Here is a 19,982-nt window from a genome sequence, read left to right on the forward strand (position 1 = left end):
AATTGCATTCGTATTTCTACTTGATATTCATTGTTTCGCGAATTATTATTGTAATTATAAGGCGAATATTTGACTTTGTAAAAACATAAAGACATATTGCATTATACTAATTCAACCAAGAATGAAAATCTTCGTCAACTCTGAGGTCTCCACACTGGAGGCTCTTTTAATTCACAGTCCGGACAGCGGTTTAGGCAAAGTAGTACCATCAAAAGCGCAAGACTGGCTATTTGAAGACATTATTCATCTAGACACCATGCGCAAGAAGGAATACGACCTTTATGTGCAATTGCTCCTGCACTTCTTAGATCCGGAAGTAATCAAAAATTACACACCTGATCCACAAAGAAGCTTTTTTAAACCAAACGGTCCCGGTTATTATAAATCCGACAAGGTATTAGACATTGAGAGACTACTTTGTGAGGTACTAGCTATTCCAGAAGTAAGAATTCCACTAGTTGCAGCTGTGTCTGCCATAGAAGAATGCTCTTATCTGGAGATGGAACATTTTCTAAAGTACTCTGACAGAGAACTATCCAAGATTCTATTGACCGGAATGACAGAAGAAGGTGAGATGTTCTTCCCTCCTGTCCCCAATCTGATTTTCACCAGAGATATTGGAGTGGTTGTGAATGATCATATTCTCTTAACCCGCCCCTCGAAATTAGCTAGAACCCGAGAGTCATTAATAGCAAAATATATCTTCTTTAACCATCCTTATTTTCAGGAATTTAGACACAATATCATAGAGATAGAAGAAGATGAAGAGCACTTCCTTTTACCGGAAGACAAAACCAGACGTGTAGACACACTGGAAGGAGGAGATGTCATGATGGTGGCTCCAAACCATTTGTTGATTGGAATTTCAGAAAGGACCACCCTGGAAGCTGCACGTCAAGCTATGGATAAATTGTTCCAAAAGAAGGTTGTCCAAAAGGTGAGTATCATTAAGATTCCAAACAAAAGGGACTTCATGCATATTGACACGGTCTTCACTCCTATCAAGAGAAATGTCTGGGTACTGTTAAAAGCTATAGTAAAACCTCAAAGGAATAATGAAGAGGGCTGGAGGGATTTACAGCCCACCCCCATGGAGGAGCAAGTACTGATCCGAACTTTTGAAAACACAGATAAAGGGATAGTTTGCAGAGAAGTAGAAAACTTAGAAGCCCTGCTGGAAGATATTTCTAAAACGGATTTAGCCTGCACGGAAAAAGTAGAATTTGTGTATTCAGGAAATGACCAATTCCCCTATGGAGAGAGGGAACAATGGACAGATTCCTGTAACCTCCTGGTCTTAAAAGAAGGTGTAGCCATAGCCTACGACAGAAACGATAAGACCAATGCAGCTTTTGAAGCCAAAGGTTTTAAAATAGTAAAAGCAGAAGATGTCTTAAGTCAATTCCAAAAAGGCACACTTAATCCGCATGAAATGGAGAATACCATTATTCTGCTACCTTCAGCAGAATTGTCTCGAGCGCGGGGAGGTTCACATTGTATGAGCTTACCCTTACGCAGAGCTAGGATTTTTGAAAAATAATAATAAAATTGAACAACTAAAACCTTAAATAAGAAAGGCTATGCAAGAGCAAGTAACATCTAATTTACTGATGATTAGGCCAGTAAATTTTGCCTTTAACCCGGAAACCGCAGCCACCAATACCTTTGTGCATCCGAATGAACTCCCTGAAAAGGATATAAATAAGAAAGCTCAAGATAATTTTGACGAACTCGTTGAGCAATTGCGACTTAGAGACATTCAGGTCCACGTTTTTGATGACACAGATTATCCTTATACTCCGGATAGTATTTTCCCGAACAACTGGATATCTACTCACCATTCCGGAAAGGTGATGCTCTACCCTATGGAGGCTCCTAACCGTAGAGCAGAAAGAAGACAAGACATTTTAGATTTCCTAAAAAAGAATTTTGATTTTCATGTACTACTAGATCTGACTCACTTTGAAAGTGAAGGGAAGTTCTTAGAAGGAACCGGTTCCTTGGTGCTTGATAGAATGAATAGGATAGCCTATGTGGCAAGATCCAGCAGAACGCATCCGGATGTATTGAAGGCCTGGCAAAAGGTGATAGATTATGAACTTGTGCTGTTTGAAGCCTATGATAAAGAGGATAACTTGGTTTACCATACTAATGTGATGATGAGTATGGGAGACACTTTCTGTGTCATATGTTTAGATGCCATCAAGGATCCTGACCAAAGACTAATGGTAAAACAGAAATTAGAGAAGACCGGTAAGAACATCATGGAGATATCCTTGGAGCAGATGCACCATTTTGCCGGAAACATGCTTTTGGTGAAGAATAAAAAGGACAAAAACTTCCTAGTGATGTCAGATCAGGCCTATTTCTCTCTAAGAAGAGAACAAATAGACACCATGGATTATTTTGCTGAGATATTACATACTGACCTAAATATTATAGAAACAGTGGGTGGAGGTTCTGCTCGCTGTATGATTGCAGAAATACATTTACCTGAGAAATAACCATGAATAGAAAACTAAGAATGGGTATGGTAGGTGGAGGACAAGGGGCCTTCATCGGTGCTGTACATAGAACGGCTGCTGCCATTGACGGAGAGATTGATCTGGTTTGTGGAGCTTTCAGCTCTACCGCGGAGAGATCTAAAGCCTCCGGAGAACTCTTAATGATAGATCCAGCCCGCTGCTACGGGGATTATAAGGAAATGATCAAAAAAGAGAGCAAGAGGAAGGATAAAATGGACATAGTATCCATAGTTACCCCAAATCACATGCATTTTGCACCGGCAAAGATGGCTTTAGAGCATGGATTTCATGTGATTTGCGATAAGCCGGTAACCTTTACGCTAGCAGAAGCCAAAAAACTTAAAGAAGTTATCCAATCCACGGGCTTGACCTTCGCCTTAACGCATAACTACACGGGCTACCCCATGGTAAAACAAGCCAGAGCACTAGTGAGAAGTGGAGCTATAGGTAAGATCCGTAAGGTAGTGGTAGAATACCCTCAAGGTTGGTTAGCCTTCCTAGAAGAGAAAAAAGGCTACAAACAAGCGGAATGGAGAACAGACCCAAAACGCTCCGGAATAGCAGGAGCTATAGGAGATATAGGCACTCATGCTGAAAACCTAGCCGAATACATCACGGGTTTAAAGATCACTTCTCTGTGTGCTGATGTATCCACTTTTGTAGATGGTAGATTATTAGACGATGATGCCAGTGTACTTCTAAGATTTGATAACGGTGCCAAAGGAATCCTGTATTGCTCTCAAATAGCAAACGGTGAAGAGAATGCCCTTAGAATTCGTGTTTATGGAGAATTAGGAGGATTGGATTGGAGACAAGAAGAGCCAAATACTTTGGTTCATAAATCCCAAACCTTTCACCGCATTTACCGCCCTAATGTGGGAGAATTAGATCCTTTAGCTCAGGCAAACATCCGTCTCCCGAATGGGCACCCAGAAGGTTATTTGGAAGCGTTTGCAAACATATACAGAAACTTTGCCAGGACAGTGAGAAAGCGCATGAATGGCGAAGAACCTTCTGAAATTGAACTGGATTTCCCCAGCATTGACGAGGGAATTAGAGGCATGCTCTTTATTGAGTCTGTGATTCAAAGTGGAAAAAGCAAAAGCAAGTGGGTCGACTTTAAAGAAGCTTAAATCTACCTTACTTCAAATAATATTAAAGCCCTCTAATTTGCAAATTAGGGGGCTTTTTGATGCGAAACTACTGATAGAGATTTTCCTTCAATGTCAATGCTTCATGTACATGCGCATTAGACTCAAGCACTTTTAAAATTAGATCAGCTACATTAACCCTTGAAATCCTAGAAGTTTTCGGTGTCAGATTTGTGCCGTATTCATATGAACTAATACCTGGGACATCCGTTAGTCCGCTAGGACGGATAAGGGTCCAATCCAAAGAACTAGCCTTCACCGCCTCCTCTTGACCTTCGTGATCTTTCCGAGCTGCCGGCATGACGAGCTTAAAGAGGGCTTTGCTGAACCAGGAAAGATTATCCCAACTCTCCCCTATTCCCATGGAAGACATGACCACTTATCGCTGCACACTTTCTTGTTGCATAGCTCGTATAATAGCAGCAGTTCCTGTGGTTCTTAGCCCAGAATTCTTATAAAGCTCACGTGAACCTAGAGTGCAGATCACTGCATTCTGGCCTTTGACGGAAGATATTACCGTATTTATATCAGAGAAATCACCGATCAGAACATTAATAGGCTTAGAAAAAACCGGCAAACGTTTCGGGTCACGAACCATAACTGTGACCTCGTGCCCACGGTCTAGAGCTAGCTTGACTACTTCAATACCTGTTTTACCTCTTGCTCCGAAAACGGCGATTTTCATAAATTGACTTGGGAGTTAAAATTCTTTTGAATGATTTTCAGACTTTTTGCAGCGTAATAAATACAAAAGTCCACTGAGCCAACATAAAATTACGGTAATAAAACCAATGCTTACAGGGATAGACCAATTTTTAAGCAAAAGTTTCCTTTGAGTTCCCCTATAGTGAGGAGGAAAATCTCACAGAGGCGTAGAGAATACTCAAATGAACAGTATTCTAAATTTTCTGCCTTTTAAATTCCCCGATCAAACTTGGCAGTGGTACGCATGAAAGAATCTAAATCCTATGTTTCTTAACATGCTGTACAAAGATCATCCATTCTAGGAGCAGGAACCTATACTGGATAATTTTGCTACGACTTCTGCAACAACTAATCTTTTGAAGGTTGATCTATTGCAATGAAATTATAAGTTCATCCTACTAGGATCCGTATATAGCACTTCCCATTGGTGGCCGTCTAGGTCGGCAAAACTATCGTAATACATCCAACCGTGGTCGGCACTTTCTCTGTACCTGCTTGCACCATTTTGAAGTGCAAGTCCTACTATTCGATCAACTTCTTCTCTGCTGTCTACTTCAATAGCTGTCAATACCTGGGTTGTTGATGAATTTGAGATGGGTCTATCAGTAAATGTACTAAACAACTCATGAGTAATGAGCATACTGTACATCTGCCCCTCATTTAAGATAAGGCAAAGTGCTTGCTCATTCGAAAAATTTTCATCGAAAGAGAAACCAAGTTTAGTCCAAAAATCCCTGGATCTCTCAGTATCCTTGATAGGAAGATTTACGTAGATTGCTTTTACTTTCATATTATGGTGGTCTAAAACAAATGCTTATTTACAAATACACCGTATTTACTAACAGCTTATACTTTAAATATAAACAATAAAAATATGATTTCCAAAAGATTAGGAGAAATTGTGCATGCAGACCGCTCCGTTCGTTTTTAAGCGAGCAATTGCTAAGATGAATATTAAGTATGCGATATTAATTTAACGTATCCGCCCGACCAAGTGCATATTTCATGAGCGTTGTATAATGCGGAACTTTGCAGGATGAGCAAAGAAGAAATCAGAGTCCAGATGCTGTCTATGCTAGCAGACTGGCAACAGAGCGGCCTGAGCAAGAAACGTTACTGCGAGAAAAATGGGATCAGCACGGCTACATTTTATTACTGGTTTTCGCGCAGTAAAGAGAAAGATGCGGGCGGCAGACGTTTTATAATGATCGATAAGGCGGGCAAAAAAAGTGAAGCTGAGGTTATTTATCCCAATGGGGTGCGCATCAAGGTAGATACTGATCTTGGTCTACTTTCCCAGCTGATCCATCTTTACTGATGTTCTCGCTAGGTTCCTCGCACCGTTTTTATTTGTACGATGCTCACTACGACACGCAAAAATCTTTCGATGGTCTTTGCGGGCTGGTCATATCGGTGATGCAGCGACAGCTCACCAGCGGAGAGGTGTTTGTGTTCTTGAACCGGAGCCGCGCCCACATTAAGCTTTTGCACTGGGAACGTGGCGGTTTTGTACTGTATTACAAGCGTCTCGAACAAGGTACTTTTGGCAGGTCTACATTGAAAAGAGGGTAGCTATCATGGAGCGATTTGGTGCTGATGATCGAAGGAATTCAGGTAGTGAGCAGCATACAAAAAAAAACGTTATTCACTGCCATAATTGTCCGTGTTTTTATAGGTAGAACGGCGAAAAATCTGTATCTTTATGATATGGAAACGGCATTGGAAAACCTCTCAAAAGAAGACCTTATCAAGGTTATTTCCAGTCGTGATGAAGCCTTGGCAGAACGTGATAAAAAATAACCTATCTGGAATCCCTGCTTGCTATGTACAAGCGTATGCAGTTCGGTCAAAAGCGTGAGCGCTTCGAAGGTGACCCCAACCAGACTTCTTTGCCTTTTGAAGCCGCTCCAGCAGAAGTAGTAGAGCAGCAAGAGGAAATCAAGCAAAAGATCGAATACACCCGCAGTCGCCCCAATCATAAAGGCCGTGCGAAATTACCCCAGCACCTTCCTGTAGTGGAGATTGAGATTCATCCCGAAGGCGATCTGTCGGAGATGGTGTGCATCGGCAAAGAAATTACCGAGGAACTGGAGTGCGAGCCGGCAAGGTTCTATATCAACCGTTACATTCGCTATAAATATGCAGCTAAAAACGGGGAGGGTGTCAAGATAGCAGAACTTCCGGAGCGGGTGATGGACAAAGGAATTCCGGGAGCGGGTCTACTGGCGCTGATTCTGACGGGCAAATACATGGACCACCTGCCGCTATACCGCCAGAAGCAGATCTTCGCCCGGGAAAACATACAGATTCCTCCCTCCACCATAGAAGGATGAACCAAGGAGGCGCTGCTCAAGCTAAAGCTGCTTTACGATCAGTTGGTCTTTGAGACAAAAGCCAGCGGGTATTTACAGGTAGATGAGACCCCGATCGAGGTGTTGGACAGCGACAATAAAGGCGCTGCCCATCAGGGCTACTATTGGGTCTATCCCTGCCCATTGGACAAACCGTACTGTTTGACTATAATCCTTAACGTGGTGGTCAGGTGCCTAAATCCATGCCGGATAACTTTAGGGGTTATCTGCAGACGGATGGATATGCGGCATATGATAAATATGGCAAGAAGAAAGATATCACCCACCTGGCCTGCTGGGCACATACCAGAAGAGAGTTTGAGAAAGCACTGCAGAACGACCGTCCCAGAGCCGAAAAAGCTCTGCTGATGATACAGGGGCTTTATAAGGTCGAGCGTAAGGCAAAAGAAGAAAGACTATCACCTGATCAGATCAAGGAACTCCGGCTCGAAGAATCACTGCCGGTCATCAACGAAATGGGCAAATGGATCTTTGAAAGAACACTCCCCAAAAGTCAGATCGGTAAGGCTATGGGATATGCTTACGCTAGATGGGATCCCCTATCAGCTTATCTATACGATGGAAATCTACAGATCGATAATAACCTTGTCGAGAATGCCATCCGTCCCATTGCGCTGGGACGAAAAAACTATCTCTTCGCGGGAAGTCATGAGGCAGCACAAAGATCGGCAATGATATACTCGTTCTTCGCCATCTGCAAGAAACATGAGGTTAATCCCTTCCAGTGGCTAAGATACACCCTGCAGAACATCACGACCATCAGTCACAAAAACCTCAGAGACCTCTTCCCGAAGAACTATAAACAGGTTCTTGACAGATTTAATAAGTAGTTCGTAGGGCGGATACTTTTCAACTGCTAATTTAAACAATTATGCAGTTGTCCAATATTTGGGTAGTATGATATTCCCAGGCGGTGGACAACACATCGGTGCAGACGCAGTATTTGAAAAGGTTTTTGGTGGGATTAGACAGAATTGGACAAATTGGATAGCAACAATTACTCGTTACATTGACAGTGGTGACGGGGTTTTTGTTATTGGTTTTTATGAAGGAACTTTTAACGCAACAGGAAAATACATGAAATCTGACTTTGCCTGTGAATATAAAGTAAAAGACAGAAAAATTACCGAGTTCAATCAATATACCGACACGTTTTTAATTGGACAAGCGATGGGTTTAACGAAAGAATAAAACAACGAACCGCCAACACGGTTTTGCATCAGGCGGGCGGACGTATTTCGTATGAAAATTTGTGGTAAATTTGAACTTTGGTGTTTAAGTTGAAATTACAACAATACTACCAAATGTACAAAGCTAAACTTATACAACACAAAGGCGAAAGCCGAATAGCTGTTTCTTTTGAAAAAAAGCAAGAATTAATAGACCGTTTTAAAAAATTAAAGGGTGCAAAATGGAGTACTACCTTTAAAGTTTGGCATTTGCCCGATACGGCAGCATACCGTCAAAAATTCAAAATCCCTGCTGAAAAGCAACTGCCAACCGAAGTGCGGCAACAAATTGAAAAATTTATACAATGGCTACGAAGTAAGCGATATAGTGAAAGTACCATAAAAACCTATACCTAAGCCATTCGGGTTTTCCTGCGATTTTTCGACGAAAAATCGTTGGGCAAAATCGAGAATGAAGATATAGTCATTTTCAACAACGAATATATCCTGAAAAACAAACTTTCGGCTTCGTACCAAAACCAAATGGTAAATGCCATAAAGTTGTTTTTTCAAACCGTTCAAAACAAGCGTTTGGACATTGAGAAAATTCATCGTCCGAAAAAACCGAAAATACTGCCTAATGTTTTAAGCAAAGAAGAAATAAAAGCTATTTTGGAAGCACACGGCAACCTGAAACACCGCACAATGTTGAGCCTGATATACGCCTGCGGGCTGCGAAGAAGCGAGTTGCTGAACCTGAAACCTGCCGATGTGGATAGCAAGCGAGGTATTTTGCTCATCAAACAAGCCAAAGGAAAGAAAGATCGCATAGCCCCGATTTCGGAAAAAATAATTGAGCTATTACGACAATACTACAAATCCTATAAACCTCAAACGTGGCTTTTTGAAGGGCAAACCAAAGGTAAACACTACAGCGAAAAAGCTTAGAAAACGTATTAAAACAAGCACTTCAAAAAGCCAATATTAAAAAACCTGTAAGTTTACATTGGTTACGGCACAGCTATGCCACACACCTTTTAGAGAGTGGTACAGATATACGGTTTATTCAAGAATTATTGGGGCATAACAGCAGTAAAACCACCGAAATTTATACCCACGTCAGTACCAAAAGTTTGCAAAAAATAAAAAGTCCATTTGATGATTTATAAAAGAAAAAATATATTTTTATCCTAAAATAAATCCTCATGTTTATGAGACAAAGCCAACTAATTTTGGTTGGATTGGCGACACTTTGTGAGGGGTATAAATGAGTTGTGCGTCAGCTTAAAAAAAATGACACTTAGAGTTTACAAACCAACTCATCGACAATAGAACATGAAAAGATTTGGATTCATAATTTACTTGTTGATTTCAACATTAATCATTTCAAATTGCGCCAGCACAGGCTTTCTAATGGCAAAGGCGAAGGTTACTCTATTTGGAGACTCATATCCGCCAAAAAGTGAAGACGCGAAAATTGACGTCTACATGACTGATAAACCAACACAAGAGTATGTAGAATTTGCTCAGATAACTTGCGGAGACACCAATGACAAATGGAGTTTAGAGCAGATAACTAAAAAGGCTCGTGAAATTGGAGCAGATGGAATTATAATAATCGGAAAAGCAGGGACTTCAGGTGTTGGAATTCCAATGGGTACTTCTACTTATGTAGTGAGTGAAGAGTACGGAATGACAGCTATAGCTATAAAGTACAAAAAGTACAAGTAGAACTATGGATTTTCAAATTCTGATTTTACTGTTTGTGGCATTAGCCATTTGGTTATTTAAGCGGTGGATTTTTAACATAAAGCGTAAACAAAGGCGAGATTATTATAGAAACGTATACCTGAAATCAGATGATTGGAAACGAAAACGATATGTTGTTCTCAAAAGAGACAATTGGACATGTGTTTACTGTGGAGAACGTGCGACACAAGTACATCACAAAAAATATGCGAAGAGAAAGATTGGAAAAGAACCAATCAAATGGCTTGTTTCAGTTTGCAAACCTTGCCATGACAGACAACATTGAAAAAAATAAAAAGCCGAACGCACAACATTGTATAAGAGCAATAGCGGGTGAAGTGCTAAATTCAAGGTCTGTATATTTAATAAACTTTTGTGGTGGCGGACAGGTAATCGCCTTGAAATCCGCTACTGCTCTTATACTTGACCGTTACCGGGCATTGTAAAACGACACTCAAACAAGGATTATGAGCATAGAAAATATTAGACAATTCATAAAAGAAAAAGCAGAACAGTTCGGTGCCAAAACAGACAACGAATTCAACAAACCTTATGTTGAACGAAACAACACCGGACAGGAAGCATTAAAAGACAACGGAGCTTATTTTGGGTTTATTCACCCAGAAGAAGAAGCGTCAGGCCCTTTTCACGACTTTTCATTAACAATTTTCCCGAATGACCAAAATAAACCTTGGTTAGTATGTCTCGGAATTGGTTCTAGTGGTTTCAAAAATGATTACGAACTCGCAACCTATCCTGGGCTTAGAAGATTATTCTCAAAACTAACGGACGAAAGAGGCTTTTGTAAATCTGACTTTTCAGACATAGAAACAAGTTTGCCAAAATCAATCACAGGTAATCTGGATTTACAGCATATAAAAAACACGATTAAAACTTATACTAAAGTTTTACCGACTTGCCAAATAGTTGATGACCCCGAAAGCGAAGAAGGAAAAAAACTTATTGCAGCCTTTGTCGCAGGTTATGCAAAACTTCGAGACTGGCCTTCTAATAAAGACCACAGAAAAGCAGTTTCAGAAGCTTTAGAGCCATTTTTAAAGTCAGAAACCGTTGATGAAGCAGAAGAAGTAAAAAATCTCTTAAACGAAAGAAAGTACATTGTTCTTCAAGGACCTCCAGGAACTGGTAAAACAAGAACTGCAAAAAGTGTTGCAGACAAAATTGGAGCAAAAACCTTCTTCACTCAATTTCACGCAGAAACAAGTTTCTCCGATTTTATTTTTGGAATTAGACCCGACACAGAAAATCAAGAACTACGATACAGAGAAAATTTAGGCAGCTTTTCAGAGGCCTTAAAATATGCCGTTGACCATAGCAATGAAAAAGTAATTTTAATAATTGACGAGATAAACAGGGCCAATCTTTCAAATGTATTGGGACCTATTTTTTACCTTTTTGAACATAAGATGGACGTTTCGACTGTTGAGATTGAAATTGCGCCCAACTTCAAAGTAAAGCAACTACCTGAGAACTTTTCTGTAATTGCCACTATGAACACTGCTGACAGAAGTTTGGCCGTTGTTGACTTTGCACTAAGAAGACGCTTTGCTTGGTACACTCTTAAACCAAAAGCCATAAAGTCGAAACAGTTCTTTAACGAGGACTTCAGCAGAATTCAAGAAATATTTGACTGGTATGCATCAAGCACCGAACTAAACCTGCAACCGGGACAAGGCTATTTCATTGCGGACACCGAAGAGGAAATGAAAAATCGTATTCGTTATGAAATATTTCCTTTGATTAAAGAATATCTGCAAGAAGGACTTTTAAGAAATGCCAAAGAAGAGTTTAATAATTATTTCTCAATTAGAATAAATCTATCTCTTTTCGAATGACAAAGCCATTAGATGTTTTTTGCGAAATCCCTTGCCTAACTGAACAATCAAAACAGTTAGGTGGAGTTGCTTTGCAAAAGAAGTGGTTCAAGTCAGCAGACAAAAGAATTATCGGGCAATACCTCCAGAAGTTCATTGATTACAACAGTGAGCAATTTAAATTTCTTGGTGTTCAACCATACATTATTGGGTCAGACCAAAGCACTTCACTTGCGTTTCGTTCATCTGGCTTCATTGGCTCTATTCCTTTGAGGGCTTCTGATACCGGAAAGCAAATCGGTGATTTTGTAGTTATGCCTAGGTTTACCGGGCGGGATAGATTTGAGGACTATATTGAAATTCTAAACCTATTGGGCACTGAAATTAGTCCAGAGGTAATTGATAGTTTACCCTTGGCATCAGGTAAGAATTTCAGGCCACCTTTGTATTTGGAGGCTGTAAAATTTATAGCAGCTGTTGAAAAACTGACAATGAGACCTTGGAGAAAGTTCGACAATATTGAAAAGGTATCAAGTCAGCCTACTGGTCAAATCAATTGGACAAAATATATAAACAACGAATTCAAAGTAGAAAACAGGTTAAAATTTCCAGCAAGAACAAATGTGTTGAGTGAATTTCATTCTGAATATTCGGAAATTAGATATGTCTTTGACATTTGTAAAAGTGAATTACTTTCAGCCAATACACCGCAGAGAATTAAGAATACTTTGCGAACCAAATTGAGTTTCCTTGAAGAACGATTATATCATCATAAACCAAAAGATACCAATAAAATCACAATCCTATTTTCCGATAGTCCAACTGTGAAAGCCTGCAAAGAACAAGCTAATAAGATTTTAAACTTTAACCTTGTAGACAGCACAGCTTGGCGGGTGGACTTTTCAGATGTATTCGAGAAATTTATTCAACATATTTTCAAAGAAGTTGCAAAAGAGACTGGAGGTCTGATTTATTCAAACTTTAAGTTTCATTCTAGGACATCGAAACATTACTCCTGGGAACTCAAACACATCGAGCCAGACGCAATCTTTCAAAAAGAAAATGTTTTGGTGTTTATTGATGCCAAATACAAATCGAATTTATATAACAAGTTTGACCAAAGTGAAGTACTTAAAGAAGACCATAGACACGACTTGCATCAAATAATGGCCTACTCTTCATTCAGTAAGACAGATTTTAAATTCGGTTTTTTGTGTTACCCTTCAGACCAAATTGAATTAAAAACACTTCACTACAAAAACGGAATAAACGAAGCGACAAACACAATATTGATTTTAGGAGTGCCATTAAAGAAGGACAGCATCAACGAGGTAAAAAGACTATTGACAAATGAACTTAATCAAATTGAAAGAAGAACAACGACCCGGTAACATGCGTTTGGCGTCATGCGGGGTGAAGTGCTTAAATTCAAGTTCTGTTTTCCAATTGGGCTTTAGTGCTGTGCTGACAGTTTTGTGCTCCGAAATCCCGCACGAACGCCAAGCGCAAAAACGCTAGCGGTAATTTTAACAGACACTTCTCAATGACAAAAAGGACAACAATTTTAATAGGTTTCATAGGACTTAAATTCTTGCTGCAATTTTTGCTATTAAGCAGTGAATATGACTTGCAACGAGACGAATATTTGCATCTTGACCAAGCAAATCATTTGGCTTGGGGTTATCTTTCGGTCCCACCCTTTACATCTTGGACATCTTATATTATTCAATTACTTGGCAATTCAATTTTTTGGATTAAGTTCTTCCCAGCCTTGTATGGGGCATTGACAATTTATATCGTTTGGAAAGCCATAGAAGAATTAAATGGAAATCTTTTTGCATTGATTTTAGGGGCAACTTGTGTTTTATTTTCTGCTCTTTTGCGATTGAATACTTTATATCAACCCAACTCATTTGACGTACTAAGTTGGACAGTTTTATACTTTATATTGCTAAAATATATCAAAACAAATGATTTCAAGTGGCTTTGTATAGGAGCAATAGCTTTTGCAATTGGCTTTTTAAATAAGTACAACATTGTTTTTTTATTAATTGGACTAGTACCTTCATTATTGATTACGGAGCATAGGAAAATATTTTTAAAACCCACTTTGTATTTTGCCATTTTATTAGGTTTGGTTTTAGTCTTGCCTAATCTTGTTTGGCAATACAATAATAATTTCCCAGTCTTACACCATTTAAAAGAATTGGCAGAAACGCAATTAGTAAATGTAAATAGATTTGATTTTTTGAAAAATCAGTTGCTCTTTTTCTTAGGTTCACTAATAGTAATCTTTGCATCATTCTATGCATTGCTTTTTTACACGCCTTTCAACAAGTATAGACTATTTTTTTTCTCTATCCTCTTTACTTTAATAGCTTTTATTTACTTTAAGGCAAAAGACTATTATGCTATTGGCATTTATCCAATTTACATTGCTTTTGGTTCTGTTTATATTGCAGATATTTTAAAAGATGGTTGGAGTAAATATTTACAACCAGTTGCAATTGCTGTTCCCTTACTAATATTTATTCCCATTTTTAATGTTGCGTTTCCTAATAAAAGCCCAGAATACATTGTTCAACATCCAGAAAACTACAAAAAATTAGGTTTACTGCGTTGGGAAGATGGCAAAGACCATTTATTGCCACAAGATTTTGCAGATATGCTTGGTTGGAAAGAATTAGCACAGAAAGTAGATAGCATTTATTTAAGATTACCTAACAAAAATAATACGCTTATTCTTTGCGATAATTATGGACAGGCAGGGGCAATAAATTATTATACAAGCCAAGAAATACAAGCAGTTTCTTTCAATGCTGACTACATAGATTGGTTTGATTTAAATAAAAAATATGAAAACTTAATTAGAGTTAAGGAAGCAGAAGAAGTAAATTTAGAATTACAAGAAACATCTCCCTTTTTTCAAAATTCAACCCTTGCAACCTCAATAACTAATCAATATGCAAGAGAGTTTGGGACAGGGATATTTCTTTTTACAGGTGCAAAAATTGACATTAGACAAAGAATTAAAGATGAAATTGCCGAAAAGAAAAACTACCGCTAACAGCCGTTTGCCGCAATGGGGGCTGACGTGGTTAAATCAAGTGCAGTGCTTCTATCAACATTTGTGCTTGGTTGACAGTGAAGTGCTCCGAAATCCCCCACTGCGGCAAGCGGCAAAACGTTAGGCACAATTATTACGAAACAGTTTCCGATATGACACAGTACATAAAATACTTCTTGTTGACATTTTCCATTTTCTCTGCTACTTACTGTTTTGCTCAAAATGACACAGCAAAATGGAACAAAAAAGTAGAAGAAAAGCATCTCAAAAACCGTCAAGACAGTTCAACATGGGACGCAGAACTGTTGCGGCGAGACATAGAAGCCAATAAGGAAAGAGTAGCAAAACCTATCAGATACGGAGCATTTCCGGTTCCCAAATATGAATTACTTGGAAAGGAAAGTTTTAAAGGAGTTGGAAATGGAGGTAATTTCTCGGGCATAGACGTCGATGGGAAAAAAATTCTCTACTCCTACTTTCTTGTAAATAAAAATAGTTTTACTCAAAAGTTTGTGGGCGACAAACCGAACGAAGTTTTTTTTACAATTATCACTCTGACAAATTTTATTGATACCATAAACTACTCCCATGCAGGAGTTCAAATTATTTCAAGAAATAATCCGGATTACATAGGACAAGGTTTTTTTAAAACAAAAAGTGACGAAATAGATTATACCGCATTCCTTACTGCTAATAGAGACGAATACGCAATTGTCAACATGAGACTGTTTAATTTAAAAAATGGCAGGATTATATTGATTGCACCACAGAAAGATGGTTCGTTGAGGTCTATGCAAATTAATCCACCAATTTTGGACGATAAGGAATTGCCAAACTATATCGATAAAATCTTAAAACAAGAGGACATCAAACATTTTTTTACTGATGTAAATAACATATAACTGTGCCTAACACGGGTTTTGCGTCAGGCGGGCTGACGTATAAACTTGGAGCTTAGTGCTTCTAATGAACATTAGTAATAAACTTAAACTTTGTGCTCCAAAACCCGCCCGAACGCAAAGCCCGAAAACGTTACCTGCAATATTAAAAAAAAACGTATCATGAATTTTGACAGAACGAAATATAAAGTATATACTTGGAAAAATTGGATGATGTTACATTGGATTTTAAATCCAGGATTGATAATAAATGAATTAATTCTAGGTCAAAGAGTTCCTAAAGTCACTTTAGAAGAAAGAACTTCAAATAAGTCAAGATTTGAACGAGGTATTGTACCTTGTCCACATTGTGAAACTCTACATGATGGAAGAACTTGGTCTACAGAAAATGGCACTGCATTTAAAAATTGGTTTGGTCTTTATTGTAATAAATGTGGTAAAATTATTCCTTGTTTGATTAATGTTTTTAGCTTTTTAGTTTTGATATTAACCTATCCGATTTGGGGATGGTTTAAAAATAAAATGAAAAAAAATTGGCTAGAAAAACAACCACAAAGGTTTAAAAATATAAAATTTGAAAAAGTCCCAAATCCTTATGACAAAAAAAGCTGGATTAAAACAGGATTAGGCTGGGGATTATTTATGTTTATTATGATTTCTATAGTTTTTCCTTTATTTGATGGTAGCGAAATAAATATAAAAACAATACTAATAGGTGTTGTAATTTGGACTATTTCAGGCTTATTATTTGGATATACTATGAAATTATTTTTCAATGCAACGATAAATAAACAATCAAAATAATACTGCAGGTAACAAGGTATTAATAAAAGTCTTATTATAGTGCATTGATTTTCAGTTAATTTACCTACTATTTCAAATTGTAGGTACAACATAAGTACAACTTTTAGAGGTATATATTTTATACCTTTCAAAGCAAGGGTTTTCACTATAAAAATCCTTGCTTTTTTTATTTGTTTTCCTGTCAATTTTTCGTCCGTTCTACCATACCGATTGCAGTCCTGCCCTTTGCTTTTTCCTGTTTTCGGTGCGTTAGCACTGTATTGCATTGTATTTCAACACCTTGTGTATTGTCTATAAAATTGTATAGAGTGAACTTTGTAAATGCGTACGCAACGTATTTATTAACTCATAAAATTTAAGAAAATGGCAAGACAAAAAGGCTTAATGAAGTATGTCGGAACGATAGGCGATGTCCGACACTTCAAAATAAAAGGTCAACAAGGATTTTTCGCCGGAATGGTTGGCGGACCAACCGCAGAACAGGTAAAGACCGCCCCCGAATTTGAGCGAACTCGTGAAAATATGAATGAGTTTGGCGGTTGTGCAAGAGCTGGGAAGTAGGTAAGAACTGCCCTATCTGCATTGATGTCAAAAATGGCGGACAGTCAAGTTGCAGGACGTTTAACGTCCGTAATGAAAAAAATCAATCTCGAAGACGGTACAGAAGCTAGGGGTTACAGAAAGGTTGAGATTTCAACGCAAAGAAACTATTTGTTAGGCTTTGAGTTTGACAAAAAACTTTCTTTAAGCGGTGTATTCAATGCTTCGTATGATGTTACCCATACCACATGCAGAGATAGTGCAGATTTTACGGTAGCACCGTTTAACCCTGCTGATTTGGTTTCTGCACCGTCTGGGGCTACTCACTTCCGTTTAATCAATGCTTTGGCGGTGGTTTCGGATTTTGTGTACAATGCTACAACAGGAACGTATGAGCCTGACGACATCGCAAACAACGAATTGAGCGTAATTGAATATTCGCCTTACATTCCGTTAGATACAGCTTTTGCAGGTTCTACATTAACGGCTACGTTTCCAACTGCTCCGACTTTGGGAACGAATGTAACCGTTATCCAATGTATCGGTATCGAGTTCTTTCAGGAAGTGAACGGCAACTACTATTCTTTTGCTTCAGGCAACTGCCTGAAAATTGAAGATGCGTTTTAAGAACCAACAAACGAAAGCCCCTCGCAATGCTTGGGGCTTTTATTTCTAACCTTTAAAATAAATCTTCGATGAGAACAAAAATTTTAAGAGTAGCCGAAGGCAAGCAAAGCACATTAAGCCAATTATATATTGATGATGTGTTTCAATACTACCTTTTAGAAGACAAGATAAGAGCCGTTAAGATACCAAAGCAAACCGCAATTCCAACAGGAAACTATACCCTGCGTTTGAATACTTGGGGCGGAATGAATGCCGAGTATCGGCAGAAATTCCCAAAGCTCCACAAAGGTATGATTGAGATTAACGGCTTACCGAATTTCAGTTTTTTGTATATCCATATCGGGAACACATACACCGATACCGCAGGTTGTCCGTTGTGTGGTTTCGGCTTCGAGCTTGTAAATGGCGACTATCAAGTTTTACGCAGTAGAGATGCTTACCAAATGATTTACCCAAAGTTGTTAGCAATAGCACAAGGCAGTGAAAAAGGTATCTGCATTGAAAACAATTTCCAATTTTAAAAACGTATGTCAATGGAAAATGCAATCACATTAAACATAGTGTTCGGCTCTTTGATTAGTATGCTGTTGGCGATTGTCGCTTACTTCATTAAACAGCTCCATTCCGATTTTAAGAAAATGGAAAAGGATTTAACGGAAGTAAAAACAATGGCGTTGCTGATAAAAACAGAGTTTAAAAACAGTTATGATTTGCTTAATCACAAAGTGGATTATCTGGAACACCGGGTAAACAATTTAGAACAAATCATTTTAAAAAATTTCAACAATGAAAAGCAATAGTTTAAACATCGTAGAGCGTGTAACAGCTCCCACACCTAAATGGTTTAAAATTATCCGTACTATCGGTATTACATTAACAGCCGTAGGCGGTGCTATCTTAACTGCTCCGGTGGCGTTGCCCACCACTATCGTAACCGTAGCCGGTTACGTGTTATTGGGCGGAACGGTAGCGACTGCCATAGCCCAGACCGCAATGCAGACCGAAGACAATGAACCAAAAGACAAACAAGATCCTGAATAATCGGGTTTATGTTTGCGTGTTTTAATCCTGTCCGTTTGGGCAGGTTTTTTTGTTGCACCTGTTTACGCTGTATTTATAAACGGTGCTTTTATGTCGCCTTTATATGTGGCTAATGGTGCGAGTATCGGGCAATCGGCGGGAACTGTAAAGGCAAAAGAGCGTAGCCCAAAAGGCTACTGCTTTAAATGCCTTGCAATGTAAATGTGTTTGAGTTCCGAAATCAAAAGCAACTGTTCGTGTATGTGCTTTTCTCGTTGCTCCAATGTTTTGACTTTGCGAATGTCATTTCTAAACACCTTTTCTCTGCCCTTTAAATGGCTTGCCTGTTCAGAAACGAATTTTTTAAAATCGCCTATCCGAATGTAGGGAATGACAGAACCGATAAGGAACGGATAAAAGGCTTTTGTTTTCCATAGCCCAAATAATAGACTGCGGTAAACGTCCAATTCTTCCGCATTACGGCAGGAAATAACAAAACAATTCGGGCAAGGCACATCTAACGGCTTACCACTGTTTAAGCCTTTGGATAAGGCGTAAAATTCAAATCCCGACTTTTGATTTTTTGGGTTGTAAGTATAGATTTTAACAGTTTTCATATCGCACCACTTTTGAGATTAGCTCCGTTCCTTTCGTTGCTGTGGCTGAAAACCAAAACTTTTTTACAAAGAAAAAAACAGAAAAAAAAGAAAGCCATTCATCAGGTGGCGGGGCAAAAAATCCAAAAGGAAACGGAATAAGTCCCGAAGGGTGGCAAGGCAATGAAAATTAACTTGCGAAGCACCTTATTTGCCTTGACATTATGCCGTAGTCTTTTGGATTTTTTTGGTGCGGTGGGCTTGTGCGAAGCCACCTACCTTTGCTTTCCTTTTTATTCTTTTTTCTTTTGGAAAATGTCTATTGACTTCCTTTTATTCCTTTGAAAAATCGCCTTTGAGGGTTGGCAATGGGGCAAACACTTCGCAGTAAAAAATAAAGCATACCATATTTTGAAGCGTGGGAAAAAAGCAAGGGTATAAGGTACGCAATACGCTTGCTGTGCGGTGCTGAAATAAGGTGTGCAGGGAATGGAACGGAATAAATGCAGGTAGATTTGGCTTTCGCCTACCGGAATGCAATGAAGTGAAATGACTAAACACTTTATTCAGCACATCGGCAAAACAACAAATCAATGCTTTACTTTTTTACTGCACCGCTGAAATGGGTGGTGGGGTGCTGTGGCTCAATGGGTGGGTGCGGTTGGAAAAAAAAATACGGCTTCTGAACCCCGAAAAATATCAGCGTTGGCATTTGTGCGGTGGGATATTTTTTCGGGGTGAAGACTATGGTATTGGATATTTTACATAATGTTATTATAGGACAGCCTGTGCGGTTGGATGCTTGCATAAGCAAGGGAAAAGGCTGTGCGAAGCGAACCTATAATGCCACATTATGTAACTTAGCTTCCGACGTTTTGCATACTGGCATAAACGGAACGGTGGTGGTGGTTGGAGTGAAGTGT

Annotated in this window: 22 protein-coding genes and 3 pseudogenes; 22 read left to right on the top strand and 3 right to left on the bottom strand. The window is 38.8% G+C overall.

What is annotated here, in order from left to right; genetic code table 11:
- The first annotated feature begins 121 nt into the window (after positions 1-121).
- Genes LBYS_RS05095 through LBYS_RS05105 form a run of 3 tightly spaced genes read left to right on the top strand, consistent with a single transcriptional unit; the run spans position 122 to position 3,658 of the window.
- A complete protein-coding gene (locus tag LBYS_RS05095) occupies positions 122-1,540 on the top strand; it encodes an arginine deiminase family protein (RefSeq protein WP_013407811.1) in 1,419 nt (472 codons plus the stop codon).
- A gap of 40 nt (positions 1,541-1,580) precedes the next feature.
- On the top strand, positions 1,581-2,504 hold the full coding sequence (ctlX, locus tag LBYS_RS05100) for a citrulline utilization hydrolase CtlX (RefSeq protein WP_013407812.1): 924 nt from the start codon (positions 1,581-1,583) through the stop codon (positions 2,502-2,504).
- A 2-nt stretch (positions 2,505-2,506) separates the two neighbouring features.
- Entirely contained in the window at positions 2,507-3,658 is a 1,152-nt protein-coding gene (locus LBYS_RS05105; protein ID WP_049781322.1) for a Gfo/Idh/MocA family protein, read from the top strand.
- A 67-nt stretch (positions 3,659-3,725) separates the two neighbouring features.
- Here the strand turns inward: LBYS_RS05105 and LBYS_RS19615 are convergent.
- Together LBYS_RS19615 and LBYS_RS05115 are read right to left on the bottom strand one after the other, a co-directional pair.
- A pseudogene (locus LBYS_RS19615) lies at positions 3,726-4,361 on the bottom strand (NAD(P)-dependent oxidoreductase).
- Between the two features lie 402 nt (positions 4,362-4,763).
- Positions 4,764-5,171, bottom strand: coding sequence for a VOC family protein (locus tag LBYS_RS05115; protein WP_013407814.1), 408 nt, complete (start codon positions 5,169-5,171; stop codon positions 4,764-4,766).
- 246 nt (positions 5,172-5,417) lie between these two features.
- Here LBYS_RS05115 and tnpA point away from each other — a divergent pair, with 246 nt between their 5' ends.
- The 18 genes and pseudogenes from tnpA (at position 5,418) to LBYS_RS05200 (ending at position 18,484) form a co-directional block, all read left to right on the top strand.
- Complete coding sequence (tnpA, locus tag LBYS_RS05120; protein ID WP_041823446.1) at positions 5,418-5,699, top strand: IS66 family insertion sequence element accessory protein TnpA; 282 nt, start codon at positions 5,418-5,420, stop codon at positions 5,697-5,699.
- The gene (gene tnpB, locus LBYS_RS19915; RefSeq protein WP_013407816.1) at positions 5,699-5,953 is read left to right on the top strand and encodes an IS66 family insertion sequence element accessory protein TnpB; all 255 of its coding nucleotides are present in this window, start codon (positions 5,699-5,701) and stop codon (positions 5,951-5,953) included. The genes tnpA and tnpB overlap by 1 nt, the downstream gene beginning before the upstream one ends.
- Positions 5,954-6,088: 135 nt before the next feature.
- Positions 6,089-7,583 (top strand): annotated as a pseudogene (tnpC, locus tag LBYS_RS05130) (IS66 family transposase).
- A gap of 67 nt (positions 7,584-7,650) precedes the next feature.
- Complete coding sequence (locus LBYS_RS05135; RefSeq protein ID WP_013407818.1) at positions 7,651-7,944, top strand: nuclear transport factor 2 family protein; 294 nt, start codon at positions 7,651-7,653, stop codon at positions 7,942-7,944.
- A gap of 113 nt (positions 7,945-8,057) precedes the next feature.
- The gene (locus LBYS_RS19245) at positions 8,058-8,339 is read left to right on the top strand and encodes a hypothetical protein (RefSeq protein WP_187287927.1); all 282 of its coding nucleotides are present in this window, start codon (positions 8,058-8,060) and stop codon (positions 8,337-8,339) included.
- A 39-nt stretch (positions 8,340-8,378) separates the two neighbouring features.
- Positions 8,379-9,091: pseudogene (locus tag LBYS_RS19920) on the top strand (tyrosine-type recombinase/integrase).
- Between the two features lie 166 nt (positions 9,092-9,257).
- Positions 9,258-9,653 carry a hypothetical protein gene (locus LBYS_RS05145; protein ID WP_013407819.1) on the top strand — a complete coding sequence of 132 codons (396 nt, stop codon included), beginning with the start codon at positions 9,258-9,260 and terminating at the stop codon, positions 9,651-9,653.
- Between the two features lie 128 nt (positions 9,654-9,781).
- A complete protein-coding gene (locus LBYS_RS05150) occupies positions 9,782-10,117 on the top strand; it encodes a hypothetical protein (protein WP_013407820.1) in 336 nt (111 codons plus the stop codon).
- Positions 10,118-10,138: 21 nt separating this feature from the next.
- Positions 10,139-11,527: an McrB family protein gene (locus LBYS_RS05155; RefSeq protein ID WP_013407821.1), complete on the top strand. Its 1,389-nt coding sequence runs from the start codon at positions 10,139-10,141 to the stop codon at positions 11,525-11,527.
- Positions 11,524-12,897: an McrC family protein gene (locus LBYS_RS05160; protein ID WP_013407822.1), complete on the top strand. Its 1,374-nt coding sequence runs from the start codon at positions 11,524-11,526 to the stop codon at positions 12,895-12,897. The genes LBYS_RS05155 and LBYS_RS05160 overlap by 4 nt, the downstream gene beginning before the upstream one ends.
- A gap of 152 nt (positions 12,898-13,049) precedes the next feature.
- A complete protein-coding gene (locus LBYS_RS05165; RefSeq protein WP_013407824.1) occupies positions 13,050-14,573 on the top strand; it encodes a glycosyltransferase family 39 protein in 1,524 nt (507 codons plus the stop codon).
- A 152-nt stretch (positions 14,574-14,725) separates the two neighbouring features.
- Entirely contained in the window at positions 14,726-15,475 is a 750-nt protein-coding gene (locus LBYS_RS05170; protein ID WP_013407825.1) for a hypothetical protein, read from the top strand.
- Between the two features lie 159 nt (positions 15,476-15,634).
- On the top strand, positions 15,635-16,276 hold the full coding sequence (locus LBYS_RS05175; RefSeq protein ID WP_013407826.1) for a hypothetical protein: 642 nt from the start codon (positions 15,635-15,637) through the stop codon (positions 16,274-16,276).
- 363 nt (positions 16,277-16,639) lie between these two features.
- The gene (locus LBYS_RS19425) at positions 16,640-16,837 is read left to right on the top strand and encodes a hypothetical protein (protein ID WP_041823449.1); all 198 of its coding nucleotides are present in this window, start codon (positions 16,640-16,642) and stop codon (positions 16,835-16,837) included.
- Between the two features lie 72 nt (positions 16,838-16,909).
- Positions 16,910-17,443, top strand: a complete 534-nt coding sequence (locus LBYS_RS05185; protein ID WP_148225775.1) for a hypothetical protein — start codon at positions 16,910-16,912, stop codon at positions 17,441-17,443.
- A 68-nt stretch (positions 17,444-17,511) separates the two neighbouring features.
- On the top strand, positions 17,512-17,964 hold the full coding sequence (locus LBYS_RS05190; protein WP_013407827.1) for a DUF5675 family protein: 453 nt from the start codon (positions 17,512-17,514) through the stop codon (positions 17,962-17,964).
- A 12-nt stretch (positions 17,965-17,976) separates the two neighbouring features.
- Entirely contained in the window at positions 17,977-18,243 is a 267-nt protein-coding gene (locus tag LBYS_RS05195) for a hypothetical protein (protein WP_013407828.1), read from the top strand.
- Complete coding sequence (locus LBYS_RS05200; RefSeq protein ID WP_013407829.1) at positions 18,230-18,484, top strand: hypothetical protein; 255 nt, start codon at positions 18,230-18,232, stop codon at positions 18,482-18,484. The genes LBYS_RS05195 and LBYS_RS05200 overlap by 14 nt, the downstream gene beginning before the upstream one ends.
- A gap of 173 nt (positions 18,485-18,657) precedes the next feature.
- Here LBYS_RS05200 and LBYS_RS05205 read toward each other — a convergent pair whose 3' ends face one another.
- On the bottom strand, positions 18,658-19,080 hold the full coding sequence (locus tag LBYS_RS05205) for a DUF6943 family protein (protein ID WP_013407830.1): 423 nt from the start codon (positions 19,078-19,080) through the stop codon (positions 18,658-18,660).
- Between the two features lie 41 nt (positions 19,081-19,121).
- Between LBYS_RS05205 and LBYS_RS19735 the strand changes: the two genes are divergently transcribed.
- The gene (locus LBYS_RS19735) at positions 19,122-19,253 is read left to right on the top strand and encodes a hypothetical protein (protein ID WP_262494821.1); all 132 of its coding nucleotides are present in this window, start codon (positions 19,122-19,124) and stop codon (positions 19,251-19,253) included.
- Positions 19,254-19,982: the final 729 nt, after the last annotated feature.

It is taken from the genome of Leadbetterella byssophila DSM 17132 (genome assembly GCF_000166395.1).
Lineage (GTDB): Bacteria > Bacteroidota > Bacteroidia > Cytophagales > Spirosomataceae > Leadbetterella > Leadbetterella byssophila.

Bases quoted from the DNA above. Each gene is read 5' to 3' on its own strand.
- LBYS_RS05095 (WP_013407811.1), top strand. From the start codon at position 122: ATGAAAATCTTCGTCAACTCTGAGGTCTCCACACTGGAGGCTCTTTTA.
- ctlX (WP_013407812.1), top strand. From the start codon at position 1,581: ATGCAAGAGCAAGTAACATCTAATTTACTGATGATTAGGCCAGTAAAT.
- LBYS_RS05105 (WP_049781322.1), top strand. From the start codon at position 2,507: ATGAATAGAAAACTAAGAATGGGTATGGTAGGTGGAGGACAAGGGGCC.
- LBYS_RS05115 (WP_013407814.1), bottom strand. From the start codon at position 5,171: ATGAAAGTAAAAGCAATCTACGTAAATCTTCCTATCAAGGATACTGAG.
- tnpA (WP_041823446.1), top strand. From the start codon at position 5,418: ATGAGCAAAGAAGAAATCAGAGTCCAGATGCTGTCTATGCTAGCAGAC.
- tnpB (WP_013407816.1), top strand. From the start codon at position 5,699: ATGTTCTCGCTAGGTTCCTCGCACCGTTTTTATTTGTACGATGCTCAC.
- LBYS_RS05135 (WP_013407818.1), top strand. From the start codon at position 7,651: ATGATATTCCCAGGCGGTGGACAACACATCGGTGCAGACGCAGTATTT.
- LBYS_RS19245 (WP_187287927.1), top strand. From the start codon at position 8,058: ATGTACAAAGCTAAACTTATACAACACAAAGGCGAAAGCCGAATAGCT.
- LBYS_RS05145 (WP_013407819.1), top strand. From the start codon at position 9,258: ATGAAAAGATTTGGATTCATAATTTACTTGTTGATTTCAACATTAATC.
- LBYS_RS05150 (WP_013407820.1), top strand. From the start codon at position 9,782: ATGATTGGAAACGAAAACGATATGTTGTTCTCAAAAGAGACAATTGGA.
- LBYS_RS05155 (WP_013407821.1), top strand. From the start codon at position 10,139: ATGAGCATAGAAAATATTAGACAATTCATAAAAGAAAAAGCAGAACAG.
- LBYS_RS05160 (WP_013407822.1), top strand. From the start codon at position 11,524: ATGACAAAGCCATTAGATGTTTTTTGCGAAATCCCTTGCCTAACTGAA.
- LBYS_RS05165 (WP_013407824.1), top strand. From the start codon at position 13,050: ATGACAAAAAGGACAACAATTTTAATAGGTTTCATAGGACTTAAATTC.
- LBYS_RS05170 (WP_013407825.1), top strand. From the start codon at position 14,726: ATGACACAGTACATAAAATACTTCTTGTTGACATTTTCCATTTTCTCT.
- LBYS_RS05175 (WP_013407826.1), top strand. From the start codon at position 15,635: ATGAATTTTGACAGAACGAAATATAAAGTATATACTTGGAAAAATTGG.
- LBYS_RS19425 (WP_041823449.1), top strand. From the start codon at position 16,640: ATGGCAAGACAAAAAGGCTTAATGAAGTATGTCGGAACGATAGGCGAT.
- LBYS_RS05185 (WP_148225775.1), top strand. From the start codon at position 16,910: ATGAAAAAAATCAATCTCGAAGACGGTACAGAAGCTAGGGGTTACAGA.
- LBYS_RS05190 (WP_013407827.1), top strand. From the start codon at position 17,512: ATGAGAACAAAAATTTTAAGAGTAGCCGAAGGCAAGCAAAGCACATTA.
- LBYS_RS05195 (WP_013407828.1), top strand. From the start codon at position 17,977: ATGGAAAATGCAATCACATTAAACATAGTGTTCGGCTCTTTGATTAGT.
- LBYS_RS05200 (WP_013407829.1), top strand. From the start codon at position 18,230: ATGAAAAGCAATAGTTTAAACATCGTAGAGCGTGTAACAGCTCCCACA.
- LBYS_RS05205 (WP_013407830.1), bottom strand. From the start codon at position 19,080: ATGAAAACTGTTAAAATCTATACTTACAACCCAAAAAATCAAAAGTCG.